Origin of the sequence: Niveibacterium microcysteis, assembly GCF_017161445.1 — a bacterium.
GTDB classification, from domain to species: domain Bacteria; phylum Pseudomonadota; class Gammaproteobacteria; order Burkholderiales; family Rhodocyclaceae; genus Niveibacterium; species Niveibacterium microcysteis.
The window spans coordinates 3,487,491-3,510,876 of the sequence record NZ_CP071060.1 but is presented as its reverse complement, the minus strand read 5'-3'; the positions used below and the strand labels follow the sequence as shown (position 1 = coordinate 3,510,876).

The following is a 23,386-nucleotide window of genomic DNA, read 5'->3' as shown; positions in this document are numbered from 1 at the left end:
AAAAGGGCCTTGCGCCGTTGCCGGACAAGGCCCCTCTCCGTTGGATGGACGAGCGACCGCGCCGGACATGCCGGTAACGGTCTCGCTCGCGGCCCCTCGCGGGCCCGCCTGTGCGCCGGATCGCGTCAGCGATCGTGGTGACGACGCAGCAGAAGTGAGCTACTCCCCATCAACCGCACCGGCTCTCCTGAACCGGTACGCTGGTGTAGATGGCGACGGCAGCGGAAAGTTCAACCCCTCCGGTAAACTTTCGCGATGTTTCCGAATCGCCGCATCGCCCACCTCGACATGGACGCGTTCTTCGCGTCGGTCGAACTGCTGCGCCAGCCCGAACTGCGCGGGCTACCGGTGGCAATTGGCGGCATCGGCGACTCGCGCACGCCGGAAGGGCGTGCGCAGTTGCTGGCGAGCCGCGGCGTGCTCACCACCGCGACCTATGAGGCGCGGGCCTTTGGCTGCCGTTCAGGGCAACCGATCCGCACCGCGCTGCGCCTATGCCCTGATCTGATCGTGCTGCCGGTGAATTTCGGCGCGTATCGGCATTACTCGCGCCTGTTCAAGGCGGCCGTGGCCGAAGTTGCCGACTGCATTGAAGATCGCGGCATCGATGAAATCTATATCGACCTGACCGATGTGCCGGGCGATACCGAAACGCTTGCGCGGGCAATCAAGGCGCGGGTTACGGCGGCGACCGGCCTGACCTGTTCGATCGGGATCGCGCCGAACAAGTTGATCGCAAAGATCGCCTCTGATCTGGACAAGCCGAACGGGCTGACAATCATCGATGAATCGGCGATAGCAGCGCGGATCTGGCCGCTTGCAGTCAGCAAGATCAACGGCGTCGGCCCGAAGGCAAATTCAAAGCTCGAACAGTTGGGCATCCGCACGATCGGTGAACTGGCGGCCGCATCACCCCACATGCTGGTGCGGCACTTCGGCCAGAGCTACGGGCGCTGGCTGGCCGATGCCGGGGCGGGGCGCGACGAGCGGCCCGTTGAAACACATCAGGAGCCCAAATCGCGCTCAAGGGAGATCACCTTTCCCCACGACACCCGAGATCCGCTCACGCTGCTATCGGTGATCGTGAAGCTCTCTCGGCAGGTGGCTGCCGACCTGGCCGCCAAGGGCTACGTCGGCCGAAGCATCGGTGTGAAAGTGAAGTTCGATAACTTCGAGCAGGTAACGCGGGACCGCAAACTGACCTACGCCACCGCCGATTTCATGACGATCCGCGATGTGGCGGTCGATTGCCTGCGCCGCGTGCCGATCGAGCGAAAGCTCCGCCTGCTTGGCGTGAAGGTGGCTGAGCTGGAACCGCAACTCAAGGCGGAAGCGGAGCCGCTGGGCCAGACCCGCTCCCTGTTCGACTGAGGCGCTTGCCGCGCGTCGAATGTGCGCTGCTCAACGACTCGGGCAGGCCGGGTCGCTACCCCACAAGCCCTTGCAGATGCGCTTACGGCATAGCGTGCCTTCAAGCCCACCAAGCCGGTCACAACGCGCGACCAGTTCCGCGGTGCTGCCCTGCTGTGCACTGGGCCCCACCACGTCGCGGTTGGCCGTCTGCGCAGCGGTATGGTCAATGTGCGAGACCAGTGCAGCGAGCAGGGCGGTGTCCGCTTCGCCTTTTGGTTTGGTGCTGCGCGGTTTGGGCTTCTCGTTCAACGGCTTGTGCTGCGTCGCCTTGGGCGTCGCGCTTGAAGCGTGACGGGGCGTGACCTGCGTGGGTGCCTCGGCGGTGCGCGCCGCTGCGATTGGGGACGCAGTTGTCGCCCCTGTCTCGTCAGCGGTCTTGGCTGCGAGCGCTGGCTGCATGGCCTCGGCGGGATCCAGGGTGTCCACCATCGTTGCGCCAGGCGCGGGGTTAGCTACGACCGCAGCTGTCGCTTGGGATTGGGTCGGCTCTTCTGGCGCCACGCTTGCAACCGCCGGAGCCGCCGCATGTGCCGCAGCAGGCTTTGCTGGCGCGCGTTGCGCCACCGGCGGGGTCGGCGCTGCTTGCTCCGAGTTGCCGCCATTGACTACCGCCCACAGGGTGGCGCCGGCCAGCAACGCAAATGCCGAGGCGACTGCCGCAACGCCCGCGGTGGCCCAGCGCACCGAGGGCTGTGCCGGTTTCGGCGTCGCGAACGGAGCGAGCACGGCGATCTCCCGGTGCGGCGTGCGCGCATTGCCGGCAGGCTGTTCGAACAGCGATGGTCGACGGGCTGCTCCGGTCTGAACCGGGCTCGATTCCGGGGATGTCATGGGCATGAATATTAGCTGCGAGCAAATCGGATTATGCGAGAAGAATTACCTCATATGCCAAATGTATCGACTCGTATAATCCGATCGTCATTTTTTAAAGCCCTGGCGACGTTTGTGGAACTGCTCTTAGGTCTGTCCGCCCTCATGATTGTTGCCGTGCTCGGCGGGAGCCTGATGTGCTTTCCGGCGCTTCGCGATGCGGCGATACGCGGCATGCAACGGCAGGTGCAGTTGGCCTGCGGCGCGCAGCGTCGGATCGGCGCCAGCGGACGTGACGCCCTTGTCGTGATGGGTGCGAACGGCACCAGCATTGCCGCGCGTGGATGGAGCTGGGCCCGATCCAATCGCCGGGCGATCGGATTGAGCGCGGTGGCGGTGATCCTTCCTGTGGTGGGCGCAGTGCTGCTGTCGATGACCCGTCCGATGGCGGGCTTTGAGGATAAGGCCGAGGTTCGGGATCCGGTGCTCGCGGCCTTGCTTGACGGTGAGCATCTGGTGCCACCTCCGGCGCTACCGCCCGAGGTGTTCGTGACAGCCGAACTGCAGGCAGAGCGACCCGAGATTGCCTCCGCCAGCCGCGACTGGACCTTGATGGATGGTGAGTTCCGTCAGCGCATCCTGGTGTTGTTCCAGCAAATGAGCGAGCGCGGCTATGAACTGGCGCTGCTGGAGGGGTATCGCAGTCCAGAGCGCCAGGCGCAGCTTGCAGCCATGGGGCCGCATGTGACGCGTGCGGGCGCCTTTCAGAGCTATCACCAGTTTGGTCTTGCAGCGGACCTGGCGTTCTTTCGCGGCGGCAAGATCGTCATCAGCGAACGTGACCCATGGGCGATGGAGGGCTATCGCCTGCTCGGAGAACGGGCGGAGGCGCTGGGGCTGACTTGGGGCGGCCGGTGGAAGCTGATGGATTTCGGACACGTCGAACTGCGCCGGGCAGGTGTGCTCGGCCGCAAATGAACAGGAGCGGTACGTGGGGCGTCCATTTATTGTGATTGGGGACAAGACCAGCCACGGCGGCGTCGTGGTCGAGGGGAGCCCTCAGAGTGTAACGGGCGACAAGGCGATCGCGCGCGTTGGCGACAAGGTGACCTGCCCGAAGAAGGGCCATGGTGGCACCACGGTGATCGTCAGCGGCGACCCGACGTGCATGATCGATGGACGCCCGGCTGCGCGGCACGGGGACAAGACCGCGTGCGGCGCGGTGTTGATCGCGGGGCAGGCAAACACTTCGGACTGACCTGAATCGCATGTCTGGTCGCATCCGTTTCGTGCTTTTGTTGATCGCGCTGCTGGCCCTGTGCTGGGGCGGTGCGGTGCTGTGGTGGCAAAGCAGCCCCCAGGTCGTTACGCCGTCAGACTTGCTGGTCGGCCTGGTGTTGGTGCCCGTTGGCGTTTGTTTGGTGGCTGGTCTTGGGTGGATGGTGCTGCGTCGAATCGGCTCGCCGACAGAGGCGCCGGTCCCGGTATCGACCGGTCAACCCGAGCAGCCTGCGCAAGCGACGGTCGGCGTGACCGAGATGTTGGTACTGGCGGCGGGTGTGAGTACCGCTGGGGGCGAGTCGGCCAGTGCCGTGATCGAGGCAATCGCCGCTGGCGACTTGGCGCCTGCGCCGGAGCCCGACTATCTCGACTTTGACGGCATGCCGGTTCGCATGGCGCGAGCGGCTGAGCTGAGCGTTGAGGATGTGAATGACTGGCTCGCGCACGTAGGCGCCGATGACATCGTGCCGCCGGCCGGATTTGTGCGCGCGCTGGCGCTCCTGACGGGGGCTGCGTCGCCGGTTCTCCAGCAGCTCGTTGCAACAATGCCGGAGCCGGCATCGCGCCACGCTGCCCCGCGCGCGTTGCCGATTGTGGTGAGGGCGATCGTGCCTCGAGCATGGAACGAATCCATGCAATCGCTGGCGACGCGCTGGATCGAACATTTGATTGCGCAGGTTTGGTCTGAGGCCTTGCCGGCGGTGTATCTCGTTGCGGCCGAAGACAGCACCGCGACGCTGGCTGAAGTCAGGGCCTGGCAGGCGGATAAGGCGCAGATTCGGAATCTGCTCTTGCTCGCGTTCGACAGTCACATCGATGAGGCCGTGATCGAGCGCGCGGCGGGTGAAGGCAGGCTTTTCGCGCACGACAAACCCGAGGGTTTGGTGCCCGGCGAAGCGGCCGCTGCCCTGCTGCTCGGTCGTCCAGAGACAGCACATGGATGGCCGACGCTGGCTCGCCTATCGATCCCGCTTAACGCTCGCCGCGATGCCCCGCCGCGCATGACCGGCCGGAGCGACACGACCTTGCTCGAGTCGCTGTTGCACGCTGCGCTCGAAGCCGGAAAGACGTCGGCCGATGCAGTCGCTGCCGTGGTCAGCGAGGGCGATGTCCGTCCGACTCGTGCGGTCGAGATCGCTGCTGCGATGAACAACGTGCTGCCGCATCTCGATCCGGTTGCGGAGCGCGTGGGGCTTGGTGCGGCGCTGGGGGACCTGGGCGTTGCGGGTACCACGCTCGCGCTAGCACTTGCCGCCACGCAAACCGAACAGACCCAAAAACCGACCCTGCTCGCCGCCTTGGCCGATCCGCTGGAGCGGGGCGCGCTGCTGCTGCAAGCCTACGAACCTGAGCCAGCCACCTCCTGAAGCTGGCCACACTACGACGACCCAAACCATGCGTGGATTCTGGAATTTCCTTACAGACAGCCGAACCTTGACGGTCTTGGCGCTGTTGCTTGCGAGCGCTTTCTTGCTGCTTTCTGCTCACACGCTGAAGTTGGCGTTGTGGTGGGCGATTGCCGCGATCGTGCTGATTCTGCTGATTGTGCTCGGTGCATGGGGCTTGCGTCGCCGACGGGCTGCGCGCGAGGCGGCTGCGTTGACTCAGATGCTGACCCAGGAGTCGGAGCGTGCGGTCAGCCGCGCGACGCCGTCCAAACGTGGCGAGGTCGACGTGCTGCGTCGGCGGATGGGTGAGGCAATCGCAACGATCAAGGGGTCGAAGCTCGGCGAGCTGTCGGGGCGCGCTGCACTCTACGAACTGCCGTGGTACATGGTGATCGGCAACCCGGCTGCGGGCAAGAGTTCGGCGGTCGTGAATTCAGGCCTGCAGTTTCCGTTTGCCGATCAGGGCGGCAGCATTGTTCAGGGCATCGGCGGCACACGAAACTGCGATTGGTTCTTTACCACCGAAGGCATCCTGCTCGATACCGCTGGGCGCTACGCAGTGGAGGACGAGGACCGCGGTGAATGGCTTGGCTTCCTGCACCTGCTCAAACGCCATCGCCCCAAGGCGCCGATCAATGGCATCGTCGTCGCGGCCAGCGTGCAGGAGCTGACCCAGAATCGCCCTGAATACGGCATCAAGCTCGCCAAGCAAATCCGCGCGCGCGTTCAGGAGCTGACCGCCGAACTCGAAGTGTTTGCGCCGGTGTACATCGTGTTCACGAAAGTGGATCTGATCGCCGGTTTCGCCGAGTTCTTTGACGACTGTGACGCTGCCGAACGTGCCCGCGTGTGGGGGGCAACGCTCGCGTATGACGCAGACGGGTCGGCTGATCCGGTCGCGCGCTTCGACGAGCACTTCGATCGGCTGTATGAGGGGCTGCGCGAGCAATCGGTCGCGCGCATGGCGCTCTACCGCGGTGAAAAACTCGGCGCAGGGGTGCTGACCTTTCCGCTTGAGTTCTCGGCGGTGCGCCCGGCTTTGCGCGCATTTGTCGCAACGCTGTTCGAAGACAACCCGTTCCAGTTCAAACCGATATTCCGCGGCTTCTACTTCACAAGCGCGCTGCAGGAAGGGCGTGCAGCCGGTACATCAAGCGAGCGTATTGCCGACCGTTTCGGCCTCAAGCTGGCGCCCGCGGTCGATATGCCGGTGTCGTCGCAGGGCGGGTTCTTTCTACGGGATCTGTTCTCGAAAGTCATCTTTGCCGATCGTGCGCTGGTGCGGCAATACGCGAGCCGAACGCGCACCCGTATGCGGGCGGTGGCCTTCGCGGCGTCGGTGGTGGGCTTCGGGCTCGTGCTTGGTGCGCTGGCCTGGTCCTATGTGTCGAATCAGCGCCTCGTGTCGCATGTGCAGGCCGATCTGGCGAAAGCCGTGCGCCTGCAGGAAGGCCGGCAGGATCTTGCCTCCCGTATCGAAGCGCTCGAACTGATGCAGGACCGCATCGAACAGCTGGAACGCTATCGTGAGGACAGGCCCGCGGGCCTTGGTTTCGGCCTTTACCAAGGTGACACGTTGGAGGCGAAGTTGCGCGCCGAGTACTTTCACGGCGCGCGGCAGATCTTGCTGAAACCGGTCGCGGAATCGCTCGAAGGCTATCTGGCCGAGGTGAATCGCCGCAGCGGCGAGCTCGCGCCCGCACAGACCGGGGCGGCCGAGAAGGTTGCCGCGCGGCAGGACGGTGCTGCCCAACCGTATCGCGATGCGTCCCCGACGGATGTCCAGGACGCTTACAACGCACTCAAGACCTACCTGATGCTGGGCAGCCACGAGCATGTCGAGCCTGGGCACCTGAACGACCAGCTTGCGCGCTTCTGGCGTAACTGGCTTGAGAACAACCGCGGCGAGATGCCCCGCGAGCGGATGATCCGTTCGGCGGAACGCATGTTGGCCTTTGTGGTTGCGCAGAGCGCTCAGCCGGACTTCCCTCTGGTGGAAACCCGCCTCGCGCTGGTCGATCAAACGCGCGATGTGCTGCGCAAAGTGGTGAAGGGGCAACCGGCACGTGAGCGGGTGTATGCCCAGATCAAGGCGCGTGCCGCTACGCGCTTCCCGTCGATGACGGTGGCACGGATCGTTGGCGATGATGCGCGAGACCTCGTGGCCGGCAGTCACGCGATTCCCGGCACTTTTACGCGCGAGGCGTGGGAAGGCTACGTCGAGGCGGCGATCAAGGAGGCTGCGAGTAAGGAGTTGCAAAGCACCGATTGGGTACTGAAGACCGCTGCGCGTGACGACCTGTCGCTTGAGGGCAGCCCGGAGCAGATCCAGAAGGCGCTGACGCTGATGTACAAAACCGACTACGCGGCGGAATGGAAGAAATTCCTCCAGGGCGTGACGGTTGCCGATTTCGCCAGCTTTGACGATGCGGTCAAACAGCTCAATCGTCTGGGTGATCCGGTCAATTCGCCGATCGGCAAGGTTCTGGATACGGTCTACCGGCAGACCTCGTGGGATAACCCCTCGCTGCTCAACGATGGTTTGGCGAAGGCGCAGAGCGGATTCGTCGAATGGTTCAAGCAGACGATCCTGCGGCAGTCGCCTGCGCAGGTCACCGTGAATGTATCCGCCGGCAAGACCGAGATCCCGATGGGGCCGGTCGGGCGCGAGTTTGCGGCGATCGCGAATCTTGTTGTCGAGCGGCCCGAGGCGCGCGACGGCTCGCTGCTCAAGGGCTACCTGCAATCGCTCGCCAAAGTCCGCTCGCGCTTCAACCAGATGAAGACTGCCGGCGACGCCGGACCCGCCGCGCGACAGTTGATGATGCAAACGCTGGAAGGCTCCGGATCCGAGCTGTCGGATGCGCTGCGTCAGGTCGATGAGCAGGTGCTGGCTTCGATTCCGGATTCCGCTCGCGGCACCATCCGGCCGCTGCTGGTACGCCCGCTGATGATGGCGTTTGCAGTGATCGTCAAACCGGCAGAAACCGAACTCAACCGCACATGGGCGGCGCAGGTCTACGACCCCTTCATGCGTAGCCTCGCCGAGAAATATCCCTTCACACAGAACGCGCGCGTCGAGGCTGGTGCAGGCGAAATTGCGCAGGTGTTCGGTCCGGAAGGCGCTGTCTCCAAGTTTGTGCAGACCTCGATGGGGCCGCTCGTCGTGCGTCGTGGTGACACATTGGCCGCACGAACCTGGGCGGACATGGGGGTCAAGCTCGCGCCCGAGTTCGCCGACAACTTCGCGCGCTTCGTGGCGCCGGTTGCCGGTGCTGCAGCAGGCGCAGGTGGCGATCCCGCGGGCGGCAGCACGCCGCAGACGGTGTTCCAGATTCAGCCGCAACCGGTTTCCGGTGTAACCGAGTACACGATTGAAATCGATGGGCAGGTGCTGCGTTACCGCATGGGTGTGCAGGACTGGGCCAACTTCGTGTGGCCGTCGGGCAAGGGGGCGCCAGGCGCGCGCATCACCGCGGTGGCTTACGACGGGCGCACGGTCGAGGTCGCCAGTCAGCCCGGAGCGGCTGGCCTCGAGCGACTGATCAATACCGCGCAGAAGAAGCGGCGCAGCGACGGCACCTTCGAGATGACCTGGAGCAACAACGGCGTGGCGGTGACGGTGAATCTGCGCATTGTCAGCAGCGCGCAGGCCGATACCTCGGCCAACGCCAGCGCACCGCAGAAGTCTGGTCTGCTTGGTATCAAGCTGCCGGCGGCGGTTGCCGGCGGCGGGGCGTGAGGGGCCGATCACGATGCGAATGACTGATCTTGCCGGACGCGTCTGCTATTTCGGGAAGCTGCCAGGACGGGCGGATTTCGTACGGAGTGGCAATGGCGCCGCAATTCTTGATCCGCTTGATGCCTGGGTTGCGCATGGGCTTGAACTGGCGGCGAGCGACCCTGGTTGGAAGTCCGCCTATGACCGCTGTGCGCCGGTTGATTTTGTCTTCCTGGGGGCGCGCAGTCCTGTGGCCCTGGTGGGGCGCCTTGTGCCCAGCCAGGATGCGTCCCAACGCCGCTTCCCCTTCATCGCCGCCGTGGCGCTGCCGACGGAGTCGCCGATCGGTCTGATGGCCGAGTTTCCCGCGTGTTTCGACACGGTGTGGCGGCTGCTCGCGACCGCCATGGACGCAGCGGTGACATCGGAGGACCCTCGCGCCGCGCTGGACGAACTGGCTGCGATCGAGTTTTCGCCGCCGATGCTCGGTCGTGCCGAGACGCTGATGCCGGAGTACGACCGTCTGACCCTTGCGGATGTGGAGCGGCGTCTGCGCGAAGCGGGGCATCCGTTGGTACTCCGCCGCAGTGTGCTTGCGCTTGGGCTCTTGCTCGAACCCTTGCTCACTCAAGCCAGCGCCCGGATGCAGCGCGGCCTGGTGCTGCCGTTGCCGGCGCAGGGGGATGCGCGTAATGCGTTGGCGACATGGTGGGCTGGCGCTGTGGCGCCCTTCCTCGCCCGCTCCGACTTCGAAGTCGGGGCCTTCAATGTGCATCGCGCTGGTCGGCCGGAATTGATGCTGAGCTTCGCCGGTGCGGATGCGCGGGTGCTCGAAGCCTTGCTGTCAGCGACCGCCGCGCAGGACTACCTGATCGACGTCTGCGATGCAGAGTGGGTCGAAGACTATCTGGATAACGACTATGCAATTCGCAAACTGGCGAGTTACCTCGACATCCCGCGGCTCTCATTGCGGCAGGCCGCGGATACCTTCAGTGAGGCCTTCCTTGGACGCTAACTTGCTCCGATTCGCTGCGGCGATCGTGCTGGGCATGGCGTCGTGGGGTGCCGTTGCCGCGACGACCCAGGACGCGCCGATCGTGGCGACCGGCGCTGTGCCTGACGATGCGTCGAAAGCGGCGATTCTCGCGCGGCTGCGTGAGGTTTTCGGCGCGGCGCGGGTGGTTGATCAGATCACCGTTGGCGGCGTGGTCGCGCCGCCGCGCTGGGCCGAACAGGTGCAGCGCTCAATCGGGCCGCAGCTCAAGACGGTGAGCGCCGGCAGTCTGAGTGTCGATGGGACGCAGGTCGCCCTCAACGGCACCGTGTCGAGCGATGCGCAGCGAAAGACAGTGGCGAGCGATGTCGCGAGCAGCTTCAACAACCAGTTCGTGGTGAAGAACGGCCTCGCCGTGGCTGCCAGCGAACAGCAGTTGCTCGACGACACGCTCGGCAACCGGATCGTGGAGTTTGAAAGCGGCAAGGCCACATTGACCCAGGCAGGGCAGGCGATCCTCGACGAGATGGCCAAGGCGCTGCTGAGCGTGCGCGGCCGTCGGGTGGAGATTATTGGTCACACCGACAGCGACGGTTCGCGTACCAGCAACCTGGCCTTGTCGCAGGCGCGCGCGAATGAAGTACAGCGTTATCTGGTGGCCAAAGGCGCCGAGCAGGCCATGCTGAGTACCACCGGCATGGGGCCCGACCGGCCGGTCGCGTCAAACGCCACGCCGGACGGGCGTGCGCGCAACCGGCGCATCGAGTTTCGCGTTCTGGCGCAGTGACGCGCGGCTACTTGGGTTTGACCGGCTTCGGGAAGGGCGCGATCGGGTAGTTCAGTGGGTCGTCCGGTGTCGTGCTGGGCTTGGGCTTCGGTTTCACCGGCGGGTGCGGTTTGTGAGGCGGGTGCGTCGGCACGATCCAGACGGGGCCTTCAATCGCGCTGTTCGCCGGCGGCGTGCCGTCGAGCATGCCGTCCACCGCGTATTCGCAATCAACACCCCGCTCGCGTTCGCAGCGTTCGATCATTCTTTGCCGCTTGGCTTCGCGCTCTGCTGCAGCCTCATGGCTGGTGGTGTTGCTCGCCGGGCGCTCGGCCGTTGGCGCGGCGCGCGCGGGGCTGGCTGAGGCCGGAGCCGGGGCGGCCGCTTCGGGCGTGGGCGTCGAGGGGATGACCGACACGCCCGCGTCCCCCACCTTGCTTGCTTTCACCCCCGGTGGTGGGCTGTCACCGTAATGGGTTTGGCCGGCGCTGTCGGTCCACTTCCATACCTCGGCTTGCGCCACGGTCGGCGCAAGTAGTGCAAGCAGAAGCAGGGTGGCGGCAGCGCGCATGGTCTTCGCTCAAAGCGAGCCGTAGGAATGCAGGCCCGACAAGAACATGTTAACGCCGAGGAAGGCGAAACTGGTGACCAGCAGGCCGATGATGGCCCACCAGGCCAGCACGGCACCGCGCAGTCCCTTGGTCAGTCGCATGTGCAGCCAGGCCGCGTAGTTGAGCCAGACGATGAGGGCCCAGGTTTCCTTCGGGTCCCACTGCCAGTATGTGCCCCACGCCTCAGCGGCCCACAGCGCCCCGAGTATCGTGGCCACGGTGAAGAACGCGAAGCCGATGCCAATCGCCCGATACATCAGATCGTCGAGCACCGCGACGCTGGGCAGGCGGCTCGCCAGCAGGCCGCGCGATGCACACAGATAGGCCACACCAACCATCGATGCGAGCGCGAAGGCGCCGTAGCCGACGAAGTTGGCCGGCACATGGATCTTCATCCAGTAGGACTGCAGGGCCGGGATCAGCGGCTGGATCTCATGCGCGTCGCGGCTGAAGCTGTACCAGAGCAGAAATCCGACGGCCGCGGCCACCACCGGCATCACGAAGGCGCCGAGCTTGTTTGTTGCGTAGTGCCGTGCGTAGTACAGATACAGCAGCGTGGTCAGGATGATGAACAGCACGAAGACTTCGTAGAGGTTCGATACCGGGATGTGGCCGACATCGGCACCGATCAGGTAGCTCTCGTACCAACGCACCATGAGGCCGGTGAGCCCCGCTCCGGCGGCGACCCAACTGAGCGCGGTGCCAACGCGTTCGGCAAATGGGGCGCGGGCCAGCAACCCGAGCCAGAACGCACCGGTCGAAAAGAACACCAGCGCGCTCATCCAGGCGATGGCGGTTTGGCTGCTGAAAAAGTACTTCAGCCAGAAGACCTGCTCGGCGCGTGCGAGGTCGTGCTGGTAGAGCTCAATGCCGAGCAGGGCGGCGCAGGCGGTGGCGGCCAGCAGGTTGCGCAGGCCGTGCCAGTGCCACCCGAGCACTGCGAGTGCAGGCACCGTCAGCAACAGAATGGCCTTTTCGTAGACGTCCATGTAGCTGCCGTACTGCCGCAGTGCGAAGGCTGCACCCAGGGCAAGGGCCAATGCTGCAAGCCAGTCGCCGCGGGTGATGCGGCGAAAGCCGGGCTGCGGTGAAACGGAATGGGCGAGGTCGGTCATGATGCAAGGTCTCCGGCAGCCGGTTTGCTGCCCAGCAAGGCGTCGCGATGACGCAGGAATTCCTGCTCGACGTCCAGCGACACGCGGTTCGCGCTCATCGCGAGCAGCGCTGAGCCGTCGCGCCGCAGCAGCAGGAACAGCCTGCGTTCCCGAACGTAAAGCATGGCGAACACGCCCAGCGTGAGCAAGAGCGAGCCCAGGAAGACCCATTTCTTGCCGGGTGAGCGGGTGGCCTGAAGCACGGTCGCCTGGACCTGCTCATAGCTGTCGAGCTGCAGGATCAGGGGCGCGTTGTAGTGGAAGGCGTCACCCACCGCCTTGAGCACGTCGCGGGCGTACTGCGCACGCGCGGGGCTTGCTTCGAGCGCAGGCTGACCGGCGTCTTCGCGCGCCATCAAGACCGCTTCCCACACAATGCCTTCGAGCACCTGAAGGAAGATGCCTGCGGCGCGTTCCTGCTCAGCTTTCGGAATGGTCTTGTCGATGAATGCGCCGAGCGATTCAAAGCCCTTGTCGGAAAACAGCTGCAGTGTGCGCAGCGAAGTCTCCTCAAGCCGCAGCGTGGCGTTTTCCGCACCGCCCGAGGCGCGCTTGGCGAAGCGCTTTGCCAGCGTTGCCTGGGTCGTCTTGTCGAGCAAGCGTTGGCGTACCGCATACCAGGTGTCGACGCGACCGTCTTCGTCGAGCGGAATGCGCAGGTAACGGAAGCCCTCGGCCGCATCTTCGCGTATCCCGGCGAGCAGGAACCAACGGCCGTCCTGCTCCACCGGCAGCATGTAGTTCATGAATTCGATCGCCTGCCCGGCGCTGTCGCGCAGCTTGTAGGTGAAGCTTGGGCCGATGTTGCGTTGGTTCTTGTGCGCCGGGTCGCGCGCACCGCTGCCGAGGCGATCCTGCAGGCCGGCGAGGCCGCCGCGTGCAGCAGGCGCTTCGCCCATCGTTTCCACGTTGATGGCGCGGAAGCCGGTGAATTCGACGCTGTAGGCATAGCCCGGGCCCTTGAGGTCGCCGCGCTCACCCACGATGCCGGTGATTTCGCTCGGTGCGTCTCTGCCCGTCGCGAGGTTGCGAACGCGAAGCTTCAGGCGGCTACCGCCGTCGTCGAAACTGGCTTGGTAGAGCGTGACGCCGTGCGTCTCGAAGGGTTTGTTTACGTCGATCGTGCGCACCTCGGATTTGCCGCTGCGCTTGTCGGTCACGATGATGTCGCTGGCGAAACGCTTTGGCTGCCCGGTCTCATAGTGTTCGATGTGAAATTTCTGCAGCGACACGTCAAAGGGCAGTTCCTGCAGCAGCACGCCGTCGCCTTCGCGCAGTACTGCCACGCCGGAAGACTTGCCTTCCGGGATGAAGATGTTGCCGCGGTAGCTCCAGTTGTCTTCGGCGAGCCGGCTTTGCGCAGGAATATCCGCGATCAGTTGATCGGCCTGCGTTGCCTGCTTGCCTCCCAGCCACATCTGCATGCGCAGCGGCAGGTTGCCGTCCAGCAGACCGCCGACGCAGATCACGACCAAAGCGCCATGTGCGAAGAAGTAGCCGACACGGCTCCAGCTGCCGCGCTTGGCAGCGATGAGCACGCCGTCGTCGCGTTCTAGCGTGCGCGCCCGAAATCCGCTGCGCGCGAGATAGGCCTCAGCCGCTGCGCGTGTTGGCGCGCGGTCTGCACTGGCTTCAGCATGGAGCTTGAACAGCCGCAGCGAGGTCTCGCGCGCGTGCTCCTTGAATGCGCGCATTTCGCGCAGCATCGGCTTGCTCTGGCGAAGGATGCAAGCGCTGGTCGATAGCACCAGGAAGCACAGGATCGCGAGGAACCAACCCACGTTGTATACGGCATACAGCCCGAGCTTCTCGAAGATCGGAAACCAGAAAGGGCCGAACTGGTTCAGGTAGGCGTTGTACGGCTCGTTCTGCTTGAGCACCGTGCCGATCACCGATGCGATCGCGAGGATCGTCAGCAGGCTGATCGCAAAGCGCATCGAGCTGAACAACTCGTACAGCGCGCGAGCGTTGGAGGTTTTTTTCATCGCGTGCAGTCTGCGGCGCGTCGCGCGCCACTCACCTTGAGCATGGGCAAGCGGGAAGGTTCCCGGCCGCCCGTGGGTTGGCCGAGACTGTTCGTCGGGCCGGGTGGATTCTTCCGGAAGCCAGAATAGAAAAAGGGGCGGATTGCTCCACCCCTTTCTTTAACACCCTGTGCAGCTGTATCAGCGCAGGCCGGCGATGTAGTCCGAAACCGCCTTGATTTCAGCGTCGGTCAGCTTCAGAGCAATCGTGCGCATCATCTTGTTCGGATCGTTGGCACGTTCGCCTGCGCGGAAGGCCTTCAACTGGGCTTCCGTGTATTCAACATGCTGACCGTGCAGCGCCGGGTATTGCGCGGGCAGGCCAGCGCCCGCCGGGCCGTGGCAACCGGCACAGGCCGGCACGCCCTTGGCTGCGATACCACCGCGCCAGATCTTCTGGCCGGCTTCGACGCTCTTGCGATCCTTGGCTTCGCCGAGGGTCAGTTTCTGGCCCGCGAAATACATCGCCAGGGCCTTCATGTCGGCATCTTCCAGCGGTGCGGCCATGCCCCCCATGACCGGATTCGCGCGTTCGGCGGGTTTGCCGTCCCACGACTTGAAGTTGCGCAACTGCTTGTACAGGTACTCCCAGTGCTGCCCGGCAAGCTTCGGGTTCTGCGGGATCGTGCTGTTGCCATCGGCGCCGTGACAGGCTACGCAAACGGTTTCCACGGTCTGCTTCGCCTTGGCGAGGTCCGGTTTGGCGGCCGCGTCAGCGGCAAATGCTTGCGTTGCGGCAAGCAGGCTCAGAATCAGTGCGTGCCCGAGAATCGGCTTCAACATGGTCCCCTCAAACCCGTGTCGGTCTTCAAACCTGATATTCTAATACAGCCCCACGCTGCACCGCCATGTACCGCCTGCCGCACAATCTCGTGCCCGTCGGCGGCTTGGCCATTTCCGGCCCGATCCATGTCAATTTTCCGCCACGCCCGTTTCGAGACGTCCTTCGCCAAGCCCAACGCTTTGCCGGATTCGTCCGAGCCCGAAATCGCCTTTGTCGGGCGCTCCAACGCCGGAAAGTCCAGCGCGATCAACACCCTGGTCGGGCACAACCGCCTCGCCTTCGTCTCGAAAACGCCGGGCCGCACGCAGCTGATCAACTTCTTCCGCCTGCCGTCCGGCGTGGCCTTGGTCGACTTGCCCGGCTTCGGTTACGCGCAGGTGCCGGAGCCGATCCGCCGCCAGTGGCAGGATCTGCTGGAGAAGTACCTGACGCGGCGGCCCAATGTGATCGGCCTTATCCACATCATGGATTCGCGCCATCCGCTGACGCACCTCGATCGCCAGCTGCTGGACTGGTTCACCCCGTCGGGGCGGCCGGTGCATATCCTGCTGACGAAGTCCGACAAGCTCACCCGCGGGCCGGCCGCGCAGACCCTGATGGATGTGCGGCGCGAGCTGGCGCAGTGGGGGCCGGCAGTCACCGCGCAGCTCTTTTCCAGCCTGAAGAAGACCGGCATGGAAGAGACCGAGCGCGTCGTGACCAACTGGCTTGAATCGCTGATTCCCGACCCGGACCAAGAAAAACCCCCGGCGGAAGGGGATTCAGACCGGGGGTAGAACGCCTGGCAACAGGCACCCGCTCAGGGAGGTGAAGCGGGAGACGGTTGGGCACCATCCACTGTCTGTGATAGTCCATCCCTGCGAATAGTTCCTGAGAAAATTGCTCAACCATTCTTGGCCTGAACGATCATGACCGCTGCGCAATCCCAGTTTCCGAACATCCGCATGCGCCGTATGCGCCGCGATGACTTTTCCCGCCGGCTGATGCGCGAGCATCGCTTGTCCGCCGATGACCTGATCTATCCGGTCTTTGTGCTTGAAGGATCCGGGGCGACCGAACCGGTCGCGTCAATGCCCGGCGTGTCGCGCGTGTCGCTGGACAATCTGCTGCGCGTTGCGGAAGAGGCGGTCGCGCTGGGCGTGCCGGCGCTCGCGCTGTTCCCGGTTGTGGGTGCCGAGAAGAAGAGCGCCGACGCTGCCGAGGCCTGGAACCCGGATGGCCTTGTGCCACGCGTGGTGCAGGCGCTCAAGGCGCGCTTCCCGGAATTGGGGGTGATTACCGACGTAGCGCTTGACCCCTACACCAGCCACGGTCAGGACGGCCTGATCGACCCGGCTGACCCGCGCGGCTACGTGATGAACGACGAGACGCTGGCCGCACTGGAGAAGCAGGCGCTCTGCCATGCTCAGGCTGGTGCCGACGTGGTGGCGCCGTCCGACATGATGGATGGCCGGATTGGCCGCATTCGCGCCGCGCTGGAGGCGCAGGGCCACATTCACACGCGGATTCTGGCCTACTCGGCCAAGTACGCATCGAGCTTCTACGGGCCGTTCCGCGATGCGGTGGGCTCGGCCGGCAACCTCGGCAAGGGCAACAAGTACACGTATCAGATGGACCCGGCCAACACCGACGAGGCGATTCGCGAAGTGGCGCTGGACATCGCCGAGGGCGCGGACATGTTCATGGTGAAGCCCGGCATGCCTTACCTCGACATCGTGCGCCGCGTGAAGACCGAACTGCAGGTGCCCACCTATGCGTACCAGGTCAGTGGCGAATACGCGATGCTGAAGGCCGCGGCCCAGAACGGCTGGCTCAACGAGCGCGCCTGCGTGCTCGAAGCGTTGCTCGCCTTCAAGCGGGCGGGGGCGGACGGCATCCTGACCTACTTCGCGCTCGACGCGGCGCGCTGGCTGAAGGAAGACGCGGCCGCTTAAGGCGGCGCCGAAAATAAACGCCGATGCTTCACGTAAGGCCGATGACACCGGGCGATCTCGACCCGGTGTTTGACTTGCAATGCCGGGCGCACACCCCGGACTACCACGAATCCCGCGCCGCGCTGGCGAGCCGTTTCGAGCGCGGTCGCAAGACCTGTTTTGTCGCCGAACTGGGTCACCATGCAGTGGCCTACCTGTTGGCGCACCCGTGGTCCGGCGCGCCGCCCGTGCTGCACCACCCCTTGGGCAAGCAGGCGCAGGCGGACCACCTTTTCCTGCATGACCTTGCCGTGTTGCCGGAAGCCCGCGGTGCCGGTGCTGCGGCGGCGCTGATTGCGGCGCTGGAAAAGCAGGGGCGGCGCGATGGCTTTCGAGAGATCCGGCTGGTTGCCCTGGTCAATGCGGTGAGCTTCTGGCAACGACTGGGCTGGAAGCCGCTCACCAGCATCGTGCTCGACCGCAGCTATGGCGTGGGCGCGCGCGTGAAGGCGCGCGCCATTTCCGCCTGATCAGGCGTTCTTCTTGTCGCCGACCGGCGTTCCCGATGAGCGCAGGTTGCTGATCTTCAGCAGTAGGTCGAACCAGAAGGGCGCGCCGAAGCTCACGCTCAGAGCGGTGAGCAGAAAGCCCAGCAGTTTCAGCGCCCGCTCAAGCCAGCTGGTCTGGTGGAATTGCTTGAGGCACAGCCGGAAGGAATCCTCCACGCCGCGATCCGGCTCCGCAAGGCATGTGTAGCCCACCGGCAGACCGCGTTCACGGCCCGCATCGAGCAGCGCGTTGAGCTCGATCTCGCGTTCGCTCGCCACGCGTTGGGCCTGTGAGCTGGCCAGCATCCGCAATGCCGGATCATGGGCCAGCCCGCGCGCGACCTGCAGGGTATCCACGTTGAGGCCGATGGCCACAATCAGGCCGACGACGAACAGCAGCCGTTGCACATTGCGCTTGTACCAGCCGCCGGCTCGGTCCATCTGGCTGTCGAACCAGTCACCGAGTGCCTTGCGCAGTTCATCAAGCGATTTACCGTTGCGAATCGCGAGGCGAGACAGCGGATCGCCCACCGCGATGCCGCATTCGCCGATAAAAGCGGCCGAGCGGGCGAACTCCGCCACGACCGGGTCCATGTTTTCCGGCATCGGCCTCTCGGCAAACCCGCTGATGCCCATGGCAGCGGCGCGCGCCGGAATCAGATCCAGCATCGCCGCAACGAATCGTTCCGTCGCCAGGTAGGACGGCGCGCTGCGGCTGCGATGGCGCACTGTATGGGACACGGCCGGATGCTGCAGCAAGCGGCGATAGAGCGTTTCCTCGCCGAGCAGGTGGAACAGGCTGTCGCGCAGGAATCGCCCGCGCAGTCCGCTGCGCGCCGCGAGCATTTCGACGACGGAGGAGCAGAACACCGACAGCGCCGCGAACAGGATCGCCAGCCCCAGCACTACATCGAGCATCGTGAGCATCATGCGCGCACCTCCGGCCCGGCAAAGCTGCGGTCCGCATCACTCGCCGAATGCAATTGTTCGCGTCCGGCGTGGGCCAGATTCAGCGGCCGGTAGTCCGGATCGTTGCTCCATTTGTCCCACGCGGTGCTGTGGACCGTTTCGTTGAGCCCCTCGACGCAGATGCGGCGCAGGTGGCGCCTTGAGAACAATCGGTAGAGGCCGCCGATGAAGTCACGCCACGCATCAATCGTTGGCGCGAGGTATTCGCTGCCGTCCAGCCGCAGCCGGCGTGGCGCGAAGTGGCCACCGCCCGGTTCCTCGATGTGCTGGCGGAAGCGCACCACCGGCGCGGCCTGCGCGGCCATCCACAGCAGGCTGATCTCGCACAGTGCGTCGTCGGGGTATCCGCCGCCGACCTGGGCATGGCAGCCGGGGAACCACACCTGCAGCACATCGGCGCCTTCGCGGGCGCCCGTCCAAAGCACCGGCGCGTAGTCGGCGCGATGTTCGTCGATCGCCAAGGCCTGGCGTGCCACCCGCACATGGTCGGGCAGTTGGGTATTGCCAAACCTGAGCCGGGTGCGGCCGATCGGCGGCCAGCTCAGGTTCAGTGTCGGCACGCCCAGCGCGCCGACGGTATCCCACACGCCGAGGAAGTCGACGGGCACCGTTTCGCAGCGCCAGTTGCCTGGCAGCACCGGCGCGCTGCGTGTTTCGCGCGCAAGCGATACGGCATCGAGTGCAGCGTCAAAGGCCGCGGCGTCGCCGCCGCGCAGCAGCCCGGGCGTGCCCAGCATCGACGCCAGCACGCGAGCCGTGTAGGCGCCGCGCGAGAAGCCCACGATCGCGATTCGGTCTCCGTCCCGGAAGCGGGTCGACAGCCAGCGGTAGGCCTGCATCACGTTGCCCAGCAGGCCGCTGCCAAATGCGCCGCCGAAGATGCGCTCACGCAGGCGACGGCGCCGCGGGCCGGTTTCGGGAATGCCGACGCCTTCGTCGTAGTAGGTCAGCTGCTGTTCGTCGCGCATCAGCTGTTCGAAGAAACGCACGACGTTGGTGCGCGAGCCGACGTCGTTCCAGGTGCCGTCGAGGCAGACGACGAGCGTGCGGGCTTCGGATTCGGGCATGACGGTCGGATCTATTGGGGCGCCAAGTCTCTTGATGGCACGACCGGTCTGGATTTGCAAGCGCTACGCGGGCCGCGGCGCTGCTTATCGCACGAGGTGTGCAGCGCGACGCAGATCGAGGATGTTACGCAGCTTCACGTCGACACAGGCCGGATGCACGCTGCCGCGGTTGATCCACACCGTGCCCATGCCCAGCGCTTTGGCGGCGCGCAGGTTGGGCAAGGTGTCTTCCACCAGCACACAGCGGTGTGCGGGCAGGCGCAGCGTGTGCAGCACCCGGCGAAAAGCGCGGGTCTGCGGCTTGGGCTGGAGGCCGAGCTGCTCGATACCGAACACCGCCTCAAAGCTGCGCTCAAGCCCGATGCCGCGTAGTACCGCTTGGGCGTAGGCCGCCGGCGCGTTGGAGAACAACACTTTGCGGCCCGGCAGCTGCCGCAGCCGACCAGCAAGTGCGCGATTGAAGACGAGCATGCGGCCAAGCTGCGGGAACTGATGTGTCTCGCGGAGGAAGTGCGCCGGATCGGTGCCGTGGTTGCGCATCAGGCCAAGCAGGGTGGCGCCGTAGCGATGCCAGTAGTCCATCCGCAGCGCGTCGGCGGCCGCTTCGTCGAGCTGCAGATGACGCATCAGGTAATCGGTCATGGACCGATTGATGTGCGGAAAGATGTGCGGGCTCGCGTCATGCAGCGTGTTGTCGAGATCGAACAGCCACACACGGCTGGCGGGTGCGTGACGGGTGGCGGCCATCAGCTACCGCTCTCCGGGCGTGGCTTGAACTGGATCACCGAGCGGCCGTCCTCGGTCGTGCGGGGGGCGGCCTTCCAGGCGTGGCCGTAGATCACCTCGAAGCTCGCCGGTAGTCGGCCGTTCTGGCGCAGCTGATCGTACGCCGCGCGTGCGCGCGCCCAGCCCCCTTTGCCGGCGAGGCCACGCGGCCGCGCGGTCGAAACATTCGTGGCGCCAGCCCGGCGCAGGTCGGCGAGCAGGCCATCGAGGTCGGCGTAGGTCAGGGTGATGGTTTCCATGTCCATCACCGGTTCGGAGAAGCCTGCCTTGACCAGGCAGTCGCCCAGGTCGTGCATGTCGATGAAGCGGTGCACGCGCTCGCCGGCACCGGCCGGCATCACGGCGCGAAGCTCTTTCAGGGTGTCAGGCCCCAGCGTCGAGAACATCAGCATGCCGCCTACCTCAAGCACGCGATGCATCTCGCGGATCGCGGGCATCGGGTCGGCCAGCCAGTTCAGCATCAGGTTGGACCACACCATCTGAACGCAGGCACGCGCCAGCGGCAGGGCTTCAACATCGCCGCAGATCAGGCGCGGGTCGGTGTCGCGCGCGCCGCCGAGCAGGCGCTGGAAGAAGCTGCGCTCGCCGCGCGCCATGCGCACCAGCGGCAGCGCGTAGTCGACGCCGATACGTTCGGCCTGCGGGTAGCGCTCGCCCAGCAGCGCGAAGTCCGGCCCGATGCCGCAGCCCGCATCGAGCAGGCGCCGCGGCTCGTGGCGGATGTAGGTGAGCCTTTCGGCCATGCGTTGTGCGACTTCGCGTGCAAGGAAGCCGGCTTCGTCGGCATGCGGCGCGCTGCGGGCGAAATGGCGGCGGGCGGCCAGGCGGTCGAGCGAAAAATCCTGCGGGATCGTCATGGGGCGGGATTCTACCTGTGCCGCGGCAGCAGCATCGGGCATGATCGGCGCTATGAAATTCCGTCGCCTGCCGCCGCTTGCCGTGCTGCACACCTTCGAGGTGGCATCGAGCCTGTTGTCCTTCAAGGAGGCAGCGGAGGTGTTGCACCTGACGCCGTCGGCGATCAGTCATCAGATGCGTGCGCTGGAAGGCTTTGTGGGCCAGCCCTTGTTCCACCGCTACAACCGCCGACTGGCGCTGACCGAGGCGGGCGAGCGCTATCTCGCCGAGGTGCGGCGCGCGCTCGAATCGCTGCGGGATGCGACGGATGAACTGCGCCGCGGCGCCGGCATCGAACGCCTGACGATGTCGGTCGGCACCTTCATCGGCACCGAGTTCGTGCTGCCGCGGCTGGCCGATTTCCAGCGTGCACACCCCGAGATCGAATTGCGCGTCGTCGCCGAACAGGCAGAGCGCGATCTGCTGCGCGGCGAGGCGGACATCGCGGTGCGGCTCGCCTACAAGGCGCCGCGTGGCGTGCATGTGACGCCGCTGGCCGGCGTGGCGGTGTTGCCGGTGGTCAGCCCAGCGTTCGACGGCGCGGTGCTGGGCGGCGACACCGCGCTGCTGCAGATCGCACAGATGCCGTCGGCGTGGTCTGCCTGGTTCGACTGGGCCGGCATCACCCACGCGTCGCCCCGGCGGGGTCCGAGCTTCGACAGCTATGGTTCGTTGTTGGCCGCCTGCGAGCGCGGGCTTGGCGTGGGGCTCGGGGTACTGCCGGTGGTGGCCGGCTGGCTGGCAAGCGGCCGGCTCAAGGCTTTGCACGCCGAGCCGATGCCGACGCCGTTTTCCTACCTCATGCTGTGTCGCCCCGCGGACGCCCGTCGGCCGGCAATGCAGGCTGTGGCCGATTGGCTGCAGACCTTGTTTGCCGCCTGAGTGCGCGTCGCCGGAACGCAGCCGGAACCGCCCATGAGACCAGTATCGACCACCCTACTTGCGCCGCGTGATCTGCTGCGGCGGATGTTCGATGCGGCGATTGCTGCCGCGCAGCCAGCGCATTGTGTACCGCCACATCTGCCGGATCGTCCCCGTGGGCGCCTGATTGTGGTTGGCGCCGGCAAGGCTTCAGCCGCGATGGCGCGGGCCGTGGAAGACCATTGGGACGGTCCACTGGAAGGTCTGGTCGTCACGCGGTTCGGGTATGCCGTACCGTGCGAACGGATCGAGGTTGTCGAGGCCGCCCATCCGGTGCCCGACGAAGCCGGCCTCGCGGCGGCCGCGCGTATCGTAGCGCGGGTCAGCGGACTCACCGCGGACGACACCGTGCTGTGTCTGATCTCGGGCGGCGGCTCGGCCCTGATGCCACTGCCGATCGCGGGCATCACGCTGGCGGACAAACAGGCGATTGCCCGCGCGCTGCTCAAGTGCGGCGCCAGCATCCGCGAGATCAACTGCGTACGACGCCATCTCTCCGCCATCAAAGGCGGGCGGCTTGCTGCGGCCTGCTATCCGGCGCGGGTCGTGAGCCTCCTGATTTCCGACGTACCGGGGGAGGATCCTTGCGACATCGCCTCCGGGCCGACCGTGGCCGATCCGAGCACCTGCGACGAGGCGCTCGCGATTCTGCGGCGCTACGAGATTGCGCTGCCGGACGCGGTGCGCGCGGTGCTTGCGTCCGGTCGTGGCGAGTCCATCAAACCAGGGGACTCACGTCTCGAGAATGTGTCGACCACGCTGGTCGCCACGCCTCAAGGGGCACTCGAAGCCGCCGCTGCGGTGGCGAGGGGCGCCGGCATCACGCCCTACATTCTGGGTGACAGCATCGAAGGTGAAGCGAGGGACGTGGCCAAGGTGATGGCGGGGATCGCGCGACAGGTCGCTCTGCGTGGCCAGCCCTTCGCCGCGCCGTGCGTGCTGCTGTCCGGTGGCGAGACCACCGTCACTGTGCGCGGCGCCGGTTGCGGCGGGCGCAATGTGGAATTCCTGCTGTCGCTTGGGTTGGCACTTGAAGGCCTGCCGGGCGTGCACGCGCTGGCGGGCGACACCGATGGCGTCGACGGCATGGTGGATGTTGCCGGCGCCTATCTTGCGCCAGACACGCTGCCGCGTGCGTGGGCCTTGGGTTTGCGTCCGCAGGCCAGTCTTGACGACAACGATGCCCACCGTTTCTTCGGCGCCCTGAGTGACGCGATCGTCACGGGGCCAACGCTGACCAATGTGAATGACTTTCGCGCGATCCTGATCCTTTGATGGGGTGTTCGCATGAATTGAACTCATGCGAAGCCACGCTCGAACTCGTTTGTCGTCGGCTCAG

Annotated in this window: 21 protein-coding genes; 12 read left to right on the top strand and 9 right to left on the bottom strand. The window is 65.5% G+C overall.

The genetic code is table 11. The features are described 5' to 3' along the window. Window positions 1-255 precede the first annotated feature (255 nt). Window positions 256-1,371: a DNA polymerase IV gene (gene dinB / locus JY500_RS15940; RefSeq protein ID WP_206253779.1), complete on the top strand. Its 1,116-nt coding sequence runs from the start codon at window positions 256-258 to the stop codon at window positions 1,369-1,371. Window positions 1,372-1,401: 30 nt separating this feature from the next. On the opposite strand, the gene JY500_RS15935 is transcribed toward dinB, so the two are convergent. After that, window positions 1,402-2,250 carry a hypothetical protein gene (locus JY500_RS15935; RefSeq protein WP_206253778.1) on the bottom strand — a complete coding sequence of 283 codons (849 nt, stop codon included), beginning with the start codon at window positions 2,248-2,250 and terminating at the stop codon, window positions 1,402-1,404. Window positions 2,251-2,277: 27 nt separating this feature from the next. On the opposite strand from JY500_RS15935, the gene JY500_RS15930 reads away from it, so the two are divergent. From JY500_RS15930 to JY500_RS15905, 6 genes are all read left to right on the top strand, one after another. Further along, window positions 2,278-3,201, top strand: a complete 924-nt coding sequence (locus JY500_RS15930) for a M15 family metallopeptidase (protein ID WP_246479652.1) — start codon at window positions 2,278-2,280, stop codon at window positions 3,199-3,201. A gap of 13 nt (window positions 3,202-3,214) precedes the next feature. After that, a complete protein-coding gene (locus JY500_RS15925) occupies window positions 3,215-3,481 on the top strand; it encodes a PAAR domain-containing protein (RefSeq protein ID WP_172197282.1) in 267 nt (88 codons plus the stop codon). 10 nt (window positions 3,482-3,491) lie between these two features. Continuing rightward, a complete protein-coding gene (locus JY500_RS15920; protein WP_206253777.1) occupies window positions 3,492-4,871 on the top strand; it encodes a hypothetical protein in 1,380 nt (459 codons plus the stop codon). A 103-nt stretch (window positions 4,872-4,974) separates the two neighbouring features. Beyond that, complete coding sequence (gene tssM / locus JY500_RS15915) at window positions 4,975-8,634, top strand: type VI secretion system membrane subunit TssM (RefSeq protein ID WP_206253776.1); 3,660 nt, start codon at window positions 4,975-4,977, stop codon at window positions 8,632-8,634. Between the two features lie 19 nt (window positions 8,635-8,653). Next, complete coding sequence (gene tagF, locus JY500_RS15910; RefSeq protein ID WP_206253775.1) at window positions 8,654-9,628, top strand: type VI secretion system-associated protein TagF; 975 nt, start codon at window positions 8,654-8,656, stop codon at window positions 9,626-9,628. A gap of 1 nt (window position 9,629) precedes the next feature. Further along, window positions 9,630-10,394, top strand: a complete 765-nt coding sequence (locus JY500_RS15905) for an OmpA family protein (RefSeq protein ID WP_246479651.1) — start codon at window positions 9,630-9,632, stop codon at window positions 10,392-10,394. Between the two features lie 7 nt (window positions 10,395-10,401). Here JY500_RS15905 and JY500_RS15900 read toward each other — a convergent pair whose 3' ends face one another. From JY500_RS15900 to JY500_RS15885, 4 genes are all read right to left on the bottom strand, one after another. Beyond that, a complete protein-coding gene (locus JY500_RS15900; protein WP_206253773.1) occupies window positions 10,402-10,944 on the bottom strand; it encodes a DUF4124 domain-containing protein in 543 nt (180 codons plus the stop codon). 9 nt (window positions 10,945-10,953) lie between these two features. Next, complete coding sequence (gene ccsB / locus JY500_RS15895) at window positions 10,954-12,099, bottom strand: c-type cytochrome biogenesis protein CcsB (RefSeq protein ID WP_206253772.1); 1,146 nt, start codon at window positions 12,097-12,099, stop codon at window positions 10,954-10,956. Beyond that, window positions 12,096-14,123 carry a cytochrome c biogenesis protein ResB gene (locus tag JY500_RS15890; protein WP_206253771.1) on the bottom strand — a complete coding sequence of 676 codons (2,028 nt, stop codon included), beginning with the start codon at window positions 14,121-14,123 and terminating at the stop codon, window positions 12,096-12,098. Before JY500_RS15890 ends, ccsB begins: the two co-directional genes overlap by 4 nt. Window positions 14,124-14,303: 180 nt before the next feature. Beyond that, window positions 14,304-14,945 (bottom strand): c-type cytochrome, encoded by a 642-nt coding sequence (locus JY500_RS15885; RefSeq protein WP_172197306.1) that lies wholly within the window; start codon window positions 14,943-14,945, stop codon window positions 14,304-14,306. Between the two features lie 126 nt (window positions 14,946-15,071). On the opposite strand from JY500_RS15885, the gene yihA reads away from it, so the two are divergent. The 3 genes from yihA (at window position 15,072) to JY500_RS15870 (ending at window position 17,389) form a co-directional block, all read left to right on the top strand. Next, window positions 15,072-15,722, top strand: a complete 651-nt coding sequence (yihA, locus tag JY500_RS15880) for a ribosome biogenesis GTP-binding protein YihA/YsxC (RefSeq protein WP_172197309.1) — start codon at window positions 15,072-15,074, stop codon at window positions 15,720-15,722. A 132-nt stretch (window positions 15,723-15,854) separates the two neighbouring features. Next, on the top strand, window positions 15,855-16,880 hold the full coding sequence (hemB, locus tag JY500_RS15875) for a porphobilinogen synthase (protein ID WP_206253770.1): 1,026 nt from the start codon (window positions 15,855-15,857) through the stop codon (window positions 16,878-16,880). 41 nt (window positions 16,881-16,921) lie between these two features. Beyond that, window positions 16,922-17,389: a GNAT family N-acetyltransferase gene (locus JY500_RS15870; RefSeq protein WP_206253769.1), complete on the top strand. Its 468-nt coding sequence runs from the start codon at window positions 16,922-16,924 to the stop codon at window positions 17,387-17,389. Here JY500_RS15870 and JY500_RS15865 read toward each other — a convergent pair whose 3' ends face one another. The 4 genes from JY500_RS15865 to JY500_RS15850 all read right to left on the bottom strand — a co-directional run bounded on the left by JY500_RS15865 (window position 17,390) and on the right by JY500_RS15850 (window position 21,086). Next, window positions 17,390-18,337 carry a hypothetical protein gene (locus tag JY500_RS15865; protein ID WP_206253768.1) on the bottom strand — a complete coding sequence of 316 codons (948 nt, stop codon included), beginning with the start codon at window positions 18,335-18,337 and terminating at the stop codon, window positions 17,390-17,392. It lies immediately after the preceding gene. Continuing rightward, entirely contained in the window at window positions 18,334-19,443 is a 1,110-nt protein-coding gene (locus JY500_RS15860) for a DUF2235 domain-containing protein (RefSeq protein ID WP_206253767.1), read from the bottom strand. Before JY500_RS15860 ends, JY500_RS15865 begins: the two co-directional genes overlap by 4 nt. Before the next feature lie 84 nt (window positions 19,444-19,527). Further along, window positions 19,528-20,190: a pyrimidine 5'-nucleotidase gene (locus JY500_RS15855; protein ID WP_206253766.1), complete on the bottom strand. Its 663-nt coding sequence runs from the start codon at window positions 20,188-20,190 to the stop codon at window positions 19,528-19,530. Continuing rightward, window positions 20,190-21,086: a methyltransferase domain-containing protein gene (locus tag JY500_RS15850; RefSeq protein WP_172197324.1), complete on the bottom strand. Its 897-nt coding sequence runs from the start codon at window positions 21,084-21,086 to the stop codon at window positions 20,190-20,192. The genes JY500_RS15855 and JY500_RS15850 overlap by 1 nt, the downstream gene beginning before the upstream one ends. 52 nt (window positions 21,087-21,138) lie before the next feature. Between JY500_RS15850 and JY500_RS15845 the strand changes: the two genes are divergently transcribed. Together JY500_RS15845 and JY500_RS15840 are read left to right on the top strand one after the other, a co-directional pair. Further along, window positions 21,139-22,008: a LysR substrate-binding domain-containing protein gene (locus JY500_RS15845; RefSeq protein WP_206253765.1), complete on the top strand. Its 870-nt coding sequence runs from the start codon at window positions 21,139-21,141 to the stop codon at window positions 22,006-22,008. Between the two features lie 33 nt (window positions 22,009-22,041). After that, window positions 22,042-23,322 (top strand): glycerate kinase type-2 family protein, encoded by a 1,281-nt coding sequence (locus tag JY500_RS15840; protein ID WP_206253764.1) that lies wholly within the window; start codon window positions 22,042-22,044, stop codon window positions 23,320-23,322. The last annotated feature ends 64 nt before the right edge of the window (window positions 23,323-23,386 follow it).